Genomic DNA, 14349 nt, shown 5'->3' with positions numbered 1-14349 from the left:
TCACCAGAGGGAGTCAGGGGACCGGGACGCCCGTGCGGAGGAAGTAGAGGCCGATCAGGTGTCCGCCTTCGTTGAAGGTGACGCGGAAATCTCCGGCCCCGTTCCCCATCTGGAGTGGCACGGTCACCACGGACCCGTGGACGGACGTGACCTGCTGGGGCTCCCCGTGTGACCGGTAGGGCCCGAACTGCTCCTGGTAGTCCTTCCAGGACTCCGCGAGCGCCTCGGGAGTCGCCTGGTGCCGGAGCGTTTCGTCGAAGCGGGCCGAGACGGCGGCGAAGTCGCCCCGCACCACCTCGTCGAGGGTGTCGAGTGCGAGCCGCTCGTCATCGGCCTGCCCCGGAAGGGCCGCCGGCACGGCAGGGGCCGTGACCTCCACGGGGACGCCGGCGCGGGCCGCGGCGGGCAGGGAGCCGTTCGTCAGCAGCAGGGCGCCGGAGGCCAGTAGGGCCGCTGGTACGAGCCGAACGAGGCGAACGAACCGGCCGGGCCGCCGCTTCGTGCCGCGCGGGATGTGCTTCTCCGACAGCGGGACCATGGCTTCCTCCTTCGGAACGCCACCCTTCATGCTAGGGCGCCCCCACAGCGGTCGCACGTCGGCTCCGGGAGGCGCCCCGGGCCCTCAGACACCCGGTTCGGGCGGCTCCACGAAGGCCCGGGTCAGGTGGGCGGTGGCCAGCAGGGCGCGGCGGCGGACGGCCAGGGACAGGAGCTCCTCCCGCGAGGCGCGGGCGGCGGCCCGGTCGCGTTCGTGGGAGTACGGGACCGCCGGATCGGCCAGCTGCACGGCGTGGACCAGTACGTCCCCGGTGACCAGCACGTCCCGGCCCCGGCCCCCGCCGCCGGGCCCGGCCGCGCCCTCCACCAGCACCGACTGGTGTCCGGGCGTGTGCCCGGGCGTCGGCAGCAGGGTGATGCCGGGAGCGAGCCGGTGCTCCCCGGTGACCTCCTGGAGCTGTCCCGAGGCCCGCAGCGGGGCAACCGTCCAGTCCCACACGGGATCCGCCCGGTCCAGGGCCGCCACTTCCGCGCTCTGTACGAGGTACAGCGCATCGGGGAAGAACGGCCGGCCGGCCTCGTCCCGGGTCCAGCCGGTGTGGTCCTCGTGCAGGTGGGTCAGGACCACCGACTCCACGTCGCCCGGCGCGATCCCGGCCTCCGCGAGCGCGGCGGGCAGCCGGCCCGGGACCGGGGCCCAGCCGGCCGCCGGTCCCTGCGACGGGCCGGCCCCCGCGTCGACCAGCACCCAGCGGCCGCCCGGCCGGGACACGGCGAAGCACCGGAAGTCCAGCCGCCAGGAACCGTCCGGCCCGGCCGCGCCCGGATCCAGTAGCGAGGCCCGTTCCCAGGCGGCGGCGCCCGCCCCGGGGAACGCGGTGACCGCGGGCTCGAAGAACGACCCGGTGGCATCGAGCAGGGCCACCACCTGCCCTTGTGTGTCCATTGGCCTATTGTGCGACTCATGAACGAACAACTGCAGGGGCCCGCCCCGTTGGAGCCCATGCCGACCGACTGGCAGCGTGCGCTGGCCGTCGTGGCGCACCCGGACGACCTTGAGTACGGCTGCGCCGCGGCCATCGCGGACTGGACGGACGGCGGCCGCGAGGTCGTCTACTTGCTCGCCACGCGCGGCGAGGCCGGCATCGACACCATCGACCCCGCCGCGTGCGCCCCGCTGCGCGAGGCGGAGCAGCGCGCGAGCGCGGCCGTCGTCGGGGTGCCCACCGTGGAGTTCCTCGACCACCACGACGGTGTCGTCGAGTACGGCCCGGAGCTGCGCCGGGACATCGCGGCCGCCATCCGGCGCCACCGCCCCGAGCTGGTGATCACGATGAACCACCGCGACACCTGGGGCGGGGCCGAGGGCGGCGGCTACTGGAACACCCCCGACCACAAGGCCGTCGGCCGGGCCACCCTGGACGCGGCGGGCGACGCGGGCAACCGCTGGATCTTCCCCGAACTCCTCACGGAGCAGGGCCTGGAGCCGTGGAACGGGGTGCGCTGGGTGGCGGTGTCCGGCACCACGACGCCCACGCACGTGGCCGACGCCGGTCCCGGGATGGAGCGTTCGGTGAAGTCGCTGATGGAACACAAGGCGTACATCGCGGCGCTGACGGACGAGGACCCGGAGACGTACGTACGCTCCTTCCTGGCGGGCAACGCCCAGCAGGCCGCCGCCCGGTTCGGGGGCCGCCCGGCGGTGCCGTTCGAGGTCTTCCCGCGCTAGACGGGGCACCCTAAGGTGTCCGCGTGATCGACACCCTGAGCACGGAAATCGCGGAGGGTGAGGAGCGGATCCGTCTGCACGTCGCGGACGGGATCGCGGAACTCACCCTCTGCAGGCCGGAGAAGCTCAACGGCTGGAGCTGGGAGTCCACGCGCCAGCTCGGCCTGCTGGCCGACCGGATCCGCTTCGACCCCGCCGTACGGGTGGTCCTGCTGCGGGCCGAGGGCCGGGCGTTCTGCGCGGGCATCGACGTGACGGCCCCGGGCGGCGCGATCACGGGTGCCTCGGCGGCCGAACGGAACCGCAACTACTACGAGGGCATCCGCTGGGTCCACGAGCGCTTCGCGGTTCTGGCCGGGCTGCCGCAGCCCGTCGTGGCCGCCGTGCAGGGGTACTGCCTGGGCTTCGGCTTCGAGCTGGCCCTGATGGCCGACATCCGGGTGGTGGCCGAGGACGCGGTCTTCGCCCTGCCCGAAGCCCAGTTGGGCGTCGCGGTGGATGCGGGCGGAGACCTGCGCATCGCCCGCGAGGCGGGCGCCGGCTGGGCCAAGTTCCTGGCGCTGACCGGCCGCCGCATCGACGCCCGGACGGCCGAGCGCCTGAACCTCGTCCAACAGGTCGTGCCCCCGGAGGAGTTGGAGCAGACGGCCCGTGCGCTCGCCGCGGAGATCGCGGCCAACGCCCCGCTCGCCGTCCAGGGCATCAAGCGCGCGATCGACTCCTACGCGGACGCCGCCCTGCCCGCCGCCCTCGACCGCGTGGCGATGACGGCGGCCCTCACCCTCACCTCGGAGGATTCCCGCGAGGGCTACACCGCCAAGGCACAGCGCCGGCCCCCGCACTTCACCGGAGGCTGAGCACGGGCCGTACGGAGAACGCCTCCCAGGCGGACTCGCCCTCCGGGCCGTACACGAACTCGGCCATCGCCGGGTTGCGGTTCGCCGTGGCCAGCGTCAGCCAGGCCCACAGGTCCCCGTACCCGCCGCACACGGACTCGCCGCCGTCCCCGCCGTGCACGGCGCCCGTGTCACCGCCGATCTCGGCGGCGTAGGAGTCGTACGCGATGCGCAGACCGAAGGCGTTGGGCTCGCACCGCGGCCCGCCCGCGCCGCTGCCGTAGGACGGTTCGCCGATCGGGCAGGTGTCGCCCCACCGGAAGAGGGTGCGCGCCCCGGCCCCGCAGGCGTGCTCCCACTCGTCGGCGCCGGGCATCCGCAGTCCGAGCCCGGCGAGCACGGCGGGCATCTCGGCGGGGGGTTCGGTGAGCGGCTCGTTCGCCACGGCCATGAACACCGTCGCCAGGGTGACGGTCCGCGGCGGGCTCATCAACTCGGCGAGGTGCGCCTTGAGATCGGGGCCGTACCCGAACTCCTCGGCCAGGCTCTGCTCGAAGTCGGCGGTCTGCTCGGGCGTCGGCTCCCAGGCATCGAGGTCGAAGCCGAGGCGGACCGTCCCCCCGGGTATCAGGGCGAACTCCCGTCCGTCCCGCTCGACGAACACGCGGTGCAGCGGGCCGCCGGCTCGACGGCATCGATCAGGCTCACCCGGCCGCCCACCAGCTCGGCGGCTTCCCGGGCGAACCGGCGGACGTCCGGCAGGGCGAACGAGCGCCACCGGTCAAGGGTCAGATCAGCGTGGGACATGTGGTCCATGGTGCCCCGGACCACTGACAACCGAGGACGAAGGGGCGCGCTCACGCGCCCGTCGTGGAGCCGGGTCTGATGATCATCAGCACGGTGACGGTCGCCCACAGCAGGTTGAAGACACCGGTGAGCGCGGCGAGACGGGCGGCGGACCGGAGGCCGGGGCCGGAGCCGATGGCCCGCACGGAGCCGGGGGCCTGCGCTGCGTCGAGGGCCCGCGCTGCGTCGAGGGCGCTGTCCTGGGCGGGCAGGATCAGCAGCGCCAGGGTGGCGGCCGCCGCGGTGGTCAGGACGATCGAGGTGATCAGCCATCCGCTGCCGAGGACGCCGAGGCTGCTCGCCGTGGCGAACCCGAAGACGGGAACCGCGACGCCGACGCCGGCGTACACGCGGCAGATGCGGTGCAACGTCCGCAGGGTCGCGAGCGCTTCGAGGTCACCCGGCTCGCTGTGGGCGTGCCGCAGCGCCTTGGGGAACATGCTCGCGGCGACGGTGACCGGGCCAATGGCCAGCACCGCGGCCAGAACGTGCAGGGAGAGGAGGAGCTTCGCCATGGTCAGTGCTCCGTCGCCGCGCGGACGGCCCGGCGCTGTCCGGTGACCTTCGAGGCCGGAAGGCGCCCGGCCTTGGACGTGCCGGTGAGGGTGTCGCCGTCGACCGTCACGGCGAAGGCCAGGTTCAGGCGCACGGGTTTGGTGATCGACTGCCTCCAGGTGAGCCGGTCGCCGTCGAGGGCGATGTCGCCGAGCGGGACGTCCTCTCCGGCCCCGTGGGCGGACCCGGTCAGGACACCGGCCTCCCGCAGGAGTTCGACCACGGCTTTGATCCTGCCGATGGGGGTGGAGATGGACAGGTCCCAAGTGCCTTCTACGGACATGCTGCTGTTCTTCCTTACGAATGCGGTGCGGTGCGGTGCGATGCGGTGGCGAGGTGCGGTGCGGGGGCGGGCGGTGTGGTCAGAGGGAGGCGGGCACCGGGCCGGCGTTGCGCCAGACGGTGCCGCGTCGTTCGTAGGCGAAGAGCTCTTCGACGGCGTGGGCGATCCGGGGACCCACCTCGCGCTCCAGCAGGTACAGGCCCAGGTCGAGCCCGGAGGTGACGCCGGCGCCGGTGACGAGGTCGCCGTCCTCGACGACACGAGCGCTCACCGCGTGGACACCGGTGGCTTCGAGCATGTCCAGGCCCAGGTGGTGGGTGGTGGCGTGGCGGCCCTCCAGCAGGCCGGCCATGGCCAGGACGAGCGAGCCGCCGCACACCGAGGCGACCGTCACCTCGGGGTCGTCCATCGCCGCCTTCAGCAGGGTGGGCAGCTCGGTCGTCAGGGCGCGGCCCAGCAGCACGGGGATGAACTCGTCCTGCCGCCATTCCCCGGCCCCGGCCCCGGCGTCGCAGTCGGGGACCTCGCCGGGCTCTCCCACGCGGCCCGAGGCGCCCGGGACCAGGATCAGGCCCCCGCGCCGGGGATCGAGGGCGCCGGTGGCGCGCAGCGCCAGGCCCCCGGTGCCGCTGACCACCTCGCGCGGGCCTTCGGCGGAGACCAGTTCCACGCTCACCGCACCGCCGGAGGCGGCACCGCCGGCGTACAGCACCTCGTAGGGGGCGATGACATCGAGCGGGTCGAAGCCGTCGAACAGGACGATCTGGGCATGCATGGAGGGGGGTTCCTTCCGGTGCGGAAGCGTCCGGCCAATGCCGGATCGCTCCCGACGCTAGTCGGCTGCCAGCTCGCCTCCCAGTGGCATTAATGACACCTTCCAACGGGATATCGCCATCCGCATCGGAACGGCTCTGACCTGGAAGGAACAGAGGATTTCCGCTGCCGAGTCCAGGACGGTCCATCCGTGGAAGGGTATGTTCTCGCCATGCACACCATTGCCGTCCTCGCGCTGGACCGGGTGATCCCCTTCGATCTGGCCACCCCGATCGAGATCTTCACCCGCACCCGCCTTCCGGACGGACGCCCCGGCTATCAGGTCCGTGTCTGCGCCGAGCGGCCGGAGGTCGATGCCGGTACCTTCACCCTGCGCGCGCCCTGGGGACTGGAAGGTCTCGGGGCCGCGGACACGATCATCGTTCCCGGTACCGCCGATCCCACGGCGCCGCTCGCCCCCGCCGTCGGCGACGCGCTGCGCGCGGCCGCGGCGAACGGCACGCGCATCGCCTCCATCTGTTCGGGCACCTTTCCGCTGGCCGCCACCGGTCTCCTCGACGGCCTGCGCGCCACCACCCACTGGATCGCGGCCGATCTGCTGGCCGCCACCCACCCGGACATCGAGGTCGACCCCGACGTCCTGTACGTGGACAACGGCCAGATCCTCACCTCGGCCGGCGCCGCCGCGGGCCTGGACCTGTGCCTGCACATGATCCGCCGCGACTACGGCTCGGCCGTCGCCGCCGACGCCGCCCGCCTGTCCGTCATGCCCCTGGAACGCGAGGGCGGGCAGGCGCAGTTCATCGTCCACGATTACGCGCCCACCCCGCAGGGTTCGACCCTCGAACCGCTGCTGGTCTGGCTCCAGGGCAACCTGGGCTCCGAGCTCACCCTCGCCGAGATCGCCGCGCACGCCGGAACCAGCACCCGGACCCTGATGCGCCGCTTCCGGGACCAGACCGGCACCACCCCGCTCCAGTGGCTCCACCGTGCGCGCATCCGTCAGGCCCAGCACCTGCTGGAGACCACCCGCCACTCCGTCGAACGCATCGGCGCCCAGGTCGGTTTCGGCTCGCCCACCGCCTTCCGCGACCGGTTCAAGAGGACCACCGGCGTCAGCCCGCACGCCTACCGCCGCAGCTTCAGCTGACGCGGTCCGTCACGGGCGGCCCTGTCGGCCGACCAGCCCCCGCTACTCCTCCAGGCGCAGCAGGGCGAGGGCGCGGGCCGAGACCGTCGGGAGCGGGTCGCGGCCGTCCTCGGCGGCCCAGTGTTCGAGGGCGACGGTGACCGCGTCGATGAGTACGGCCGCCAACAGGCGGGTCTCCAGGGCGGCTTCGGGGCGGCCCGTACGGGCGGCGAGGACCGGTACCAGGCGGTCCTGCATCGCGCGGGCGGCCGCCAGCCACCGCAGCCGGATCTCCGGGACGCGGCTCATCACCTGGATGAGGCGGACCGTCTGCCCGGGCTCCTCGTAGCGCGCGCCCGCCGTCGCGATGGTGAAAGCGGCCTGCGCGGCCTCGGTGAGGGGCTCCGACGCGGGGCGCAGGGCGAGTTCCTCGACCAGGGTGGCGACCCCGGCGGTGAGGACCGGGGTCAGCGCGTCCTCCTTGGCCGGGCAGTACCGGTAGAAGGTGCGCAGCGAGATGCCGGCCGCCCGCGCGATGTCGTCGACCGTCGTCGCCTCGTACCCCCGCTCCGAGAACAGTGCGGCCGCGGCCTCCGCGATCTCGTACCGCGTGGTCTCCCTGCGCCGCTCCGTCAAGGACGGGCGGCCCGTACTCGCCGTGCTCACCGCAACACCTCCAGGGGTAGATGGGGCCAATGTGCCACACGATCGCACTGTGGCATGTCGTGCCATAAAGGCGTACCGTGCCAACCATGACTCGTACCTACCTCGTCACGGGCGCCGCCTCCGGCATCGGCCGCGCCACCGCCGACCGGCTGCGCGCCCAGGGCCACACCGTCATCGGCGCCGACCTCAAGGACGCCGACATCGAGGCCGACCTCGCCACGGCCGCCGGCCGCACCGCCCTCGTCACCGCCGTCACGGAGCGCACCGGAGGCCGCCTGGACGCCGTCGTCGCCTGCGCCGGCATCGCCGCCTTCGATCCGCTGACCATCCGGGTCAACCACTTCGGAGCCGTCGCCACCCTGGAGGGCCTGCGCCCGCTGCTCGCCGCCGGAGCCGACCCCCGCGCCGTCGTCGTCTCCTCCGTCGCCTCCATCCACCCCGCCGACGCCGCCATCGTCGACGCCGCGCTCGCCGGTGACGAGGAAGCGGCCGTCGAAGCCGCCGCGGCCGCCGTCGCGCGCGGAGAGGGCCACCTCGTCTACGGCTCCTCCAAGGCCGCCGTGGCCCGCTGGATCCGCCGTACCGCGCCCACCGCCGACTGGGCGGGCGCCGGGATCCCGCTCAACGCCGTGGCCCCGGGCACCATCACCACCCCCATGACCGCCCCGCTCCTCGCCGACGCCGCCATGCGCGAGGTGGTCGACGCGACCGTCCCGATGCCCCTGCACGGCCACGCCACGGCCGAACAGGTCGCCCCGCTGCTGGACTGGCTCACCGCCCCCGACAACACCCACGTCACCGGCCAGGTCGTCTTCATCGACGGCGGGGCCGACGCCGTACTGCGCGGGGACGGTGCCTGGTGAGCGCCGGGCAGGCCGGGGACTCCGGACCCGCCGTGACCGCCCGCGAGCTCCTCCGGACCGCCGTCGTCACGGCCTCGTCGGCCGCTTCGGCGCGCTCGACGCGTGGCACCCGTACGTGCCGAAGGCCGTCATGGAGGGCGGGAGCGACCCCGAACAGCCGGGAGCGGTACGGGTCTTCAGCATCGAGGGGACGGTCGTCGCCCGCGAGGAGCTGCTCGCCCGGGACCCGGCCGCGCGCGTGTACTCGTACGCCGTGGTGGAGAGCCTGCTCCCGCTCCGGGAGTACGTGGCCACCCTGTCCGTACGCCCCCACCCGCTCGGCAGCGAGATCGTCTGGTCCGCCCGCTACCTCGGCGACGAGGCCGTCGCCGCCCAGGTCGAGGAGGTCTTCGGCGAGGGGACCTGCGAAGGTGGTCTGGCCGCGCTGCGCGGGCGCTTCACGGAGTGAACGGCCCCCGCCCCAACTGCTCGCGCACCGGCACCACTTCGGGGTTGACGAGCGAGCGGCGCTGCCAGTTCGCCCCGTCCACCACCAGGGTGTGTCCGGTGATGAAGCGGGCGTAGGGGGAGGCCAGGAAGGTCGCGGCCCAGCCCAGTTCGCGCGGAGCGCCGACCCGCAGGGCGGGCTGTCGGGCGTCCTTGTCGTCCGGGGCGGCCCGCTCCAGACCGCCCCGGATGTCCTCGGTCATGTCCGCGTGCGGGAACAGCCCGGGGACCAGCCCGTTGATCTGGATGCCGTACGGGCCCCACTCGACGGCGAGCGTCTCGACGAGGTTCTTGACCCCCGCCTTGGCGGCGGCGCTGTGCGCGTAGCCCGGACCGCCGGTCCAGGCGTACGAGGCGCCGATGTTCACGATGGACCCGGCGCTGCCCGCGGCGAGGTGGCGGCGGCCGAACTCCCGGGTCACGAACCAGGTGCCGGTCAGGGTGATGTCGACGACCGCCCGCCAGGCGTTGGGGGACAAGTCCTCGGCCGGGCAGGGGAAGTTGGCGGCGGCGTTGTTGACGAGCACGTCCGGGACACCGCCGAGGGCCGCCCCGGCCGCGTCGAAGACCTCCGCGACCCGCTCGGGGTCGCGGATGTCGCAGACGGCGGCCGTCACCCGGCCCGCTCCGGGCACGGCCGCGAGCTCGTCCTGAGCCGACTTCAACTGCTCGATCCGGCGGCCGGCGATCACCAGATCCGCGCCGAGCCGTGCGAACTCGGTGGCGATCGCCTTGCCCAGCCCGGTCCCGCCGCCGGTCACGAGCACCGCCCGGCCGGTGAACGTGCCGGGCGGCAGGGCGGCGGAACCGAGCGGCGGGGGCGCGGGCAGACCGCGCAGAGCGTTTTCCATGGCGCCATCGATAGCGTGCGCACGCTCAGATCGCCATGGTCACAACACCGGCCGCGGCTGGAGCTCGAGGCCGGGCCCTACGGCTGGAGCCTGTGGCCGGCCCTACGGCTGGGGCAGGTACGCCTGCTTGCTCGCGCAGGTCCAGATGACCGGCCTGAGCTTGCCGTTCGCGTTCACGGCCGATCCGCCGACCCGGTCACCGTCGGAGACGGCCTCCGCCGTGCTGGCGCCGTTCGCCGAGAGCCGGGGGAGCGCGAGCACCGGACCGGAGCCCGGCCACAGCTGCGCCTGGTCGGGCAGGGTCTGCGATTCCGGGTGGAACTTGGCCGTGCCGACACTCACCCCGGTCGTCGGGCTGATCGCCTCGAAGGTGCCGTACGGGTGCGTGTTCAGCACCCCGGGGGAGGAGGCGGGGCCGGTGTGCGGCGGGGTCCAGACGAACGGCTTGTACTCGTACCACGGGCCGAGCCAGTTGTAGCCGACGACCTTGCCGCTCTCGTCCATGTCCTGCACGTAGCTGTCGTCGAAACCGCCGCCGCCGCTCGGCGCCAGGGCCCGGGCCGGCGAGCCGTCCGCGGGCCAGATCAGCGGATAGTTCCACCACTTGTGCTGGCCCGTCTCGGGCACCTCGTAGTCCTGCTCCGCCAGGCCCAGGACGTCGCCCGCGCTGTTGACGGCGGTGACCATCTTGATCCGCGTCCCGGGACCGCTGTCGGCGGGCAGCGGGAGCTCGCGCACCTTCAGGCCGTCCTTCCAGACCGTGCCGATCCCCTGCACGGTGGTGGACACGACGTATCCGGCGTCGTTGACGTCGGCCTCGATGTCCGGCCAGCCGCTCCCCGGCAGCGGGGTGACCGCCGCGTCCCCGGCCCGGTAGGTGAAGAGGTAACCGGTCTCGCCGGTCACCCGGCCGAGCATCAGGCCGCTCTTGTTGACGGCGATCAGCTCGCCCGTGCGGGTGGAGTCGGCCAGCGGGACCCGGTGGAGCCTGGTGCCGGTCCAGTACACCGGCTTGTTGCCGGAGAAGCCGACGGAGAGGTTGCCCGCGCCCAGGTCCAGGACCCCCTGGGTCGCGCTCTCCGGGTAGTAGGTATCGGGCGCCAGATGTCCCAGTACCTGTATCTTCGGCGTGCACTTCGCCTCGGCGGCCGTGGCCGGGCCCGCCGCGGTGACCAGACCCGCCAGGACGGCGGCGGCGGCGGTCGCGGACATTCTTCTTCTCATGTGGTGGTTCCCCCTGGACTTGTGCTGTTCCCCGTTAAGTCATGACACGTGCACGCCACATGCTGCCCGAAGGTGTGAGGGAAGTGACCGGATTTAACGGGAGTGGTTGCGGAGGATCCGGGTCCACCAGGTTCCCGGCGGGTCCCCGCCGGGCTCTCACGGGATTCCCGCCGGGTCCCTGTCGGGATTCCACCCGGTCCCACCGGTTCACAGAGCTGCAAGCGACCGCTTAGTATGCCCGCGAGGCGTGGTTCCCGTCGGCGGCTGGAGGCCCCGGATGCAGGCATGGCGAGTACACACCCCCGGCGAGCCCCGCGAGGCCATGCGCCTCGAAGAGGTGCCCGAACCGGTGCCCGGCGAGGGCGAGGTGAGGCTCAAGGTGCTCGCCGCCAACGTCAACTTCCCCGACGCGCTGCTCGTGCGCGGCCAGTACCAGATCCGCCCGCCGCTCCCCTTCACCCCGGGCGTCGAGATCTGCGGCGAGACCGACGACGGCCGCCGCGTCATCGCCAACCCGAGCCTGCCGCACGGCGGCTTCGCCGAGTACGTCACCGCCCCCGCGCGCGCCCTGCTCCCCGCCCCGGACACCCTCGACGACGCCGAGGCGGCGGCCCTGCACATCGGCTACCAGACGGGCTGGTTCGGCCTGCACCGGCGGGCCCGGCTCCAGGCCGGCGAGACCCTCCTCGTGCACGCCGCGGCCGGCGGGGTCGGCAGCGCGGCCGTCCAGCTCGGCAAGGCCGCCGGAGCCACCGTCATCGGGGTCGTCGGAGGCAAGGCCAAGGTGCGCGCCGCCGAGGAGCTCGGCTGCGATCTCGTCATCGACCGCACCAGCGAGGAACTGGTGGCCCGGGTCAAGGAGTTCACCGGCGGACGCGGGGCCGACGTGGTCTACGACCCGGTCGGCGGCGATGCCTACACCGCCTCGGCCAAGTGCGTGGCCTTCGAGGGCCGGATCATCGTGGTCGGCTTCGCGAGCGGCACCATCCCCGCGCCCGCGCTGAACCACGCCCTCGTCAAGAACTACGCCATCCTCGGCCTCCACTGGGGCCTGTACGCCGCCAAGGACCCGGCCGCGATCGCCGCCTGCCACGCCGAGCTCACCCGGCTCGCCGCCGAGGGCTCCATCAAGCCGCTGGTCAGCGAGCGGGTACCGCTCGCCGGAGCCGCGGACGCCGTGCAGCGCCTCGCCGACGGGACCACCACCGGCCGGCTGGTCGTCGTACCGGCCCTGGACGCCGGCACGCTGCCCGGTTCTCCCGCAGGAGGTTCCCGATGACGGCCGCCGCGGTCACCGCCGACCAGCTGTTCGCCCGCGTACGGGAACTGCTCGCCGCGCACCCGCCCGCCACCACCGAGCGCGGCGCGTTCCTGCGGGCCCGCTTCGACGCCGGACTTGCCTGGGTGCACTACCCCGAGGGCCTCGGCGGACTGGGTGCGCCCCGCTCCCTGCAGGCCGTCGTGGACGCCGAGTTGGAGGCCGCCGGAGCCCCCGACAACGACCCGCGCCGGATCGGCATCGGTCTCGGCATGGCCGCGCCCACGATCCTCGCGTACGGCACCGAGGAGCAGAAGCGGCGCTTCCTGCGCCCGCTGTGGACCGGAGAGGAAGTGTGGTGCCAGCTCTTCAGCGAGCCCGGCGCCGGCTCCGACCTGGCCGCCCTCGGCACCCGTGCGGTGCGGGACGGTGAGGATTGGGTGGTGGACGGCCAGAAGGTGTGGACCTCCAGCGCCCACACCGCCCGCTGGGCCATCCTGATCGCCCGCACCGACCCGGCACTGCCCAAGCACCAGGGCATCACCTACTTCCTGTGCGATATGACCGCCCCCGGCGTCGAGGTGCGTCCGCTGCGCCAGATCACCGGCGAGGCCGAGTTCAACGAGGTCTTCCTCACCGGCGTCCGGATCCCCGACGCCCACCGCCTCGGCGAGGTGGGCCAGGGCTGGGCGGTGGCCCGCACCACCCTGATGAACGAACGCGTCTCCATCGGCGGCATGCGGATCCCGCGCGAGGGCGGCATGATCGCCCCGGTCGCCGCCGCCTGGCGCGAACGCCCGGAGCTGCGCACGCACGACCTGCACGGGCGGCTGCTCGAACTGTGGGTCGAGGCCGAGGTCGCCCGGCTGACGGGGGAGCGGCTGCGCCAGCAGCTCGCCCAGGGCCAGCCCGGCCCCGAGGGCTCGGGCATGAAACTGACCTTCGCCCGCCTCAACCAGGAGATCAGCGGGCTGGAGGTGGAACTCCTCGGCGAGGAGGGCCTGTTGTACGAGGACTGGACCCTTCGCCGCCCCGAGATCGTCGACTTCACCGGCCGCGACGCCGGCTACCGCTACCTCCGCGCCAAGGGCAACAGCATCGAGGGCGGCACCAGCGAAATCCTCCTCAACATCGTCGCCGAACGCGTCCTCGGCCTGCCCGCCGAGCCGCGCGACGACAAGGACCTCGCGTGGAAGGACCTGGCCCGATGAGCTCTCCCGCCGCAGCCCCGCTGGACCTGCTGTACTCCGAGACCGAGGAGGAACTCCGCACGGCGGTACGGTCCCTGCTCGCCGCCCGCTGTGCCCCCGCGGCCGTCCTCGCCCGGATCGAGGGCGGCAGCCCCCACGACCCCGAGCTGTGGCGGGTGCTCGCCGCCGACATCGGCACGGCGGGGCTCCTCGTACCGGAGAAGCTGGGCGGACAGGGGGCCGGCCACCGGGAGGCGGCCGTGGTCCTGGAGGAACTCGGGAGGGCCGCGGCGCCGGTCCCGTACCTCACCAGCGCGGTCCTCTCGACGGAGATCCTGCTCGGCTGCGAGAGCGCCGAGTCCGCCGACCTCCTGCGGGAACTCGCCGCGGGCCGCCGCATCTGCGTGCCCGCACTGCCCCTGACCCTCGCCCCCGGCGCACCCCTGCCGGCGCCGGTCCGCGACTCCGGCTCGGGATCGCTGAGCGGGAGCGTGAGCTCGGTCGCCGACGCCGTCTGCGCCGACGTGCTGCTGGTCCTCGCCGACACCGGGCTGTACGCCGTCCCGGCCGACGCGGCGGGCGTCTCGCGGACCCCGCTCGTGGCGCTGGACCTGACCCGCCCCCTGGCCGGCGTCACCCTCGACGGTGCCACCGGAACCCGGCTCGCCGACCCGGCCACCGCCCGCGCGGCCATCGCCGGAGCACTGCTCTCGGGGGCCGGGCTGCTCGCCTCGGAACAGCTCGGGACCGCCGAGTGGTGCCTGACGGAGACGGTGGCGTACCTGCGCACCCGCCACCAGTTCAACCGCCCCCTCGGCTCCTTCCAGGCGATCAAGCACCGCCTCGCCCGGCTGTGGCTCGACGTGGCCTCCGCCCGCGCGGCGGCCCGTGCCGCGGCCGACGCCCTCGCGACCGGCGCCGCCGACGCGCCGCTCACGGTGGCGGTGGCCCAGGCCTACTGCTCGGGAGTCGCGGTCCGGGCCGCCGAGGAGTGCGTACAGCTCCACGGAGGCATCGGCATGACCTGGGAGCACCCCGCGCACCTCCACCTGAAGCGGGCCAAGGCCGACTCCCTGGCCCTGGGCACGGCCGGCCACCACCGGGGCCTGGTCGCGGACTTCGCGGAGCTCCCGGCGCCGTAGGCCGAAGGAGGCGCCCAAG

The 14349-nt window shown here is 73.7% G+C and carries 16 protein-coding genes and 1 pseudogene; 8 read left to right on the top strand and 9 right to left on the bottom strand.

Features of this window, described 5'->3' with window-relative positions; genetic code table 11:
* Positions 1–13: 13 nt before the first annotated feature.
* Both ACODT5_RS19070 and ACODT5_RS19065 read right to left on the bottom strand, forming a co-directional pair.
* Complete coding sequence (locus tag ACODT5_RS19070; RefSeq protein WP_422520511.1) at positions 14–538, bottom strand: DUF3887 domain-containing protein; 525 nt, start codon at positions 536–538, stop codon at positions 14–16.
* A gap of 84 nt (positions 539–622) precedes the next feature.
* On the bottom strand, positions 623–1444 hold the full coding sequence (locus ACODT5_RS19065; protein ID WP_422520510.1) for an MBL fold metallo-hydrolase: 822 nt from the start codon (positions 1442–1444) through the stop codon (positions 623–625).
* Between the two features lie 18 nt (positions 1445–1462).
* Between ACODT5_RS19065 and ACODT5_RS19060 the strand changes: the two genes are divergently transcribed.
* Entirely contained in the window at positions 1463–2227 is a 765-nt protein-coding gene (locus tag ACODT5_RS19060; RefSeq protein ID WP_422520509.1) for a PIG-L deacetylase family protein, read from the top strand.
* A gap of 23 nt (positions 2228–2250) precedes the next feature.
* Positions 2251–3084 carry an enoyl-CoA hydratase/isomerase family protein gene (locus ACODT5_RS19055; RefSeq protein WP_422520508.1) on the top strand — a complete coding sequence of 278 codons (834 nt, stop codon included), beginning with the start codon at positions 2251–2253 and terminating at the stop codon, positions 3082–3084.
* Here the strand turns inward: ACODT5_RS19055 and ACODT5_RS19050 are convergent.
* The 4 genes and pseudogenes from ACODT5_RS19050 to ACODT5_RS19035 all read right to left on the bottom strand — a co-directional run bounded on the left by ACODT5_RS19050 (position 3071) and on the right by ACODT5_RS19035 (position 5522).
* Positions 3071–3870 (bottom strand): annotated as a pseudogene (locus ACODT5_RS19050) (hypothetical protein). The gene ACODT5_RS19055 and the pseudogene ACODT5_RS19050 overlap by 14 nt on opposite strands.
* Positions 3871–3920: 50 nt before the next feature.
* Positions 3921–4424 (bottom strand): hypothetical protein, encoded by a 504-nt coding sequence (locus ACODT5_RS19045; protein WP_422520507.1) that lies wholly within the window; start codon positions 4422–4424, stop codon positions 3921–3923.
* Between the two features lie 2 nt (positions 4425–4426).
* Positions 4427–4747, bottom strand: a complete 321-nt coding sequence (locus ACODT5_RS19040) for a hypothetical protein (protein WP_422520506.1) — start codon at positions 4745–4747, stop codon at positions 4427–4429.
* A 79-nt stretch (positions 4748–4826) separates the two neighbouring features.
* The gene (locus ACODT5_RS19035; protein ID WP_422520505.1) at positions 4827–5522 is read right to left on the bottom strand and encodes a DJ-1/PfpI family protein; all 696 of its coding nucleotides are present in this window, start codon (positions 5520–5522) and stop codon (positions 4827–4829) included.
* 210 nt (positions 5523–5732) lie between these two features.
* On the opposite strand from ACODT5_RS19035, the gene ACODT5_RS19030 reads away from it, so the two are divergent.
* Complete coding sequence (locus ACODT5_RS19030) at positions 5733–6671, top strand: GlxA family transcriptional regulator (protein WP_422520504.1); 939 nt, start codon at positions 5733–5735, stop codon at positions 6669–6671.
* Between the two features lie 42 nt (positions 6672–6713).
* On the opposite strand, the gene ACODT5_RS19025 is transcribed toward ACODT5_RS19030, so the two are convergent.
* The gene (locus tag ACODT5_RS19025; RefSeq protein WP_422520503.1) at positions 6714–7316 is read right to left on the bottom strand and encodes a TetR/AcrR family transcriptional regulator; all 603 of its coding nucleotides are present in this window, start codon (positions 7314–7316) and stop codon (positions 6714–6716) included.
* A gap of 86 nt (positions 7317–7402) precedes the next feature.
* Between ACODT5_RS19025 and ACODT5_RS19020 the strand changes: the two genes are divergently transcribed.
* Positions 7403–8179 carry an SDR family oxidoreductase gene (locus tag ACODT5_RS19020; RefSeq protein WP_422520502.1) on the top strand — a complete coding sequence of 259 codons (777 nt, stop codon included), beginning with the start codon at positions 7403–7405 and terminating at the stop codon, positions 8177–8179.
* Positions 8169–8627, top strand: a complete 459-nt coding sequence (locus ACODT5_RS19015) for an SRPBCC family protein (protein WP_422520501.1) — start codon at positions 8169–8171, stop codon at positions 8625–8627. Before ACODT5_RS19020 ends, ACODT5_RS19015 begins: the two co-directional genes overlap by 11 nt.
* Here ACODT5_RS19015 and ACODT5_RS19010 read toward each other — a convergent pair.
* Both ACODT5_RS19010 and ACODT5_RS19005 read right to left on the bottom strand, forming a co-directional pair.
* Positions 8617–9516 (bottom strand): SDR family oxidoreductase, encoded by a 900-nt coding sequence (locus tag ACODT5_RS19010; RefSeq protein WP_422520500.1) that lies wholly within the window; start codon positions 9514–9516, stop codon positions 8617–8619. The two genes, ACODT5_RS19015 and ACODT5_RS19010, sit on opposite strands and share 11 nt — an antisense overlap.
* A gap of 102 nt (positions 9517–9618) precedes the next feature.
* Complete coding sequence (locus tag ACODT5_RS19005) at positions 9619–10728, bottom strand: hypothetical protein (RefSeq protein ID WP_422520499.1); 1110 nt, start codon at positions 10726–10728, stop codon at positions 9619–9621.
* A gap of 289 nt (positions 10729–11017) precedes the next feature.
* On the opposite strand from ACODT5_RS19005, the gene ACODT5_RS19000 reads away from it, so the two are divergent.
* Genes ACODT5_RS19000 through ACODT5_RS18990 form a run of 3 tightly spaced genes read left to right on the top strand, consistent with a single transcriptional unit; the run spans position 11018 to position 14330 of the window.
* A complete protein-coding gene (locus ACODT5_RS19000) occupies positions 11018–12019 on the top strand; it encodes an NADPH:quinone oxidoreductase family protein (RefSeq protein ID WP_422520498.1) in 1002 nt (333 codons plus the stop codon).
* On the top strand, positions 12016–13209 hold the full coding sequence (locus ACODT5_RS18995; RefSeq protein ID WP_422520497.1) for an acyl-CoA dehydrogenase family protein: 1194 nt from the start codon (positions 12016–12018) through the stop codon (positions 13207–13209). Before ACODT5_RS19000 ends, ACODT5_RS18995 begins: the two co-directional genes overlap by 4 nt.
* Entirely contained in the window at positions 13206–14330 is a 1125-nt protein-coding gene (locus ACODT5_RS18990; protein WP_422520496.1) for an acyl-CoA dehydrogenase family protein, read from the top strand. The genes ACODT5_RS18995 and ACODT5_RS18990 overlap by 4 nt, the downstream gene beginning before the upstream one ends.
* Positions 14331–14349: the final 19 nt, after the last annotated feature.

Source organism: Streptomyces tatrensis, from assembly GCF_049310065.1.
Taxonomy (GTDB): domain Bacteria; phylum Actinomycetota; class Actinomycetes; order Streptomycetales; family Streptomycetaceae; genus Streptomyces.
This window is presented reverse-complemented; position numbering and strand designations above follow the sequence as displayed.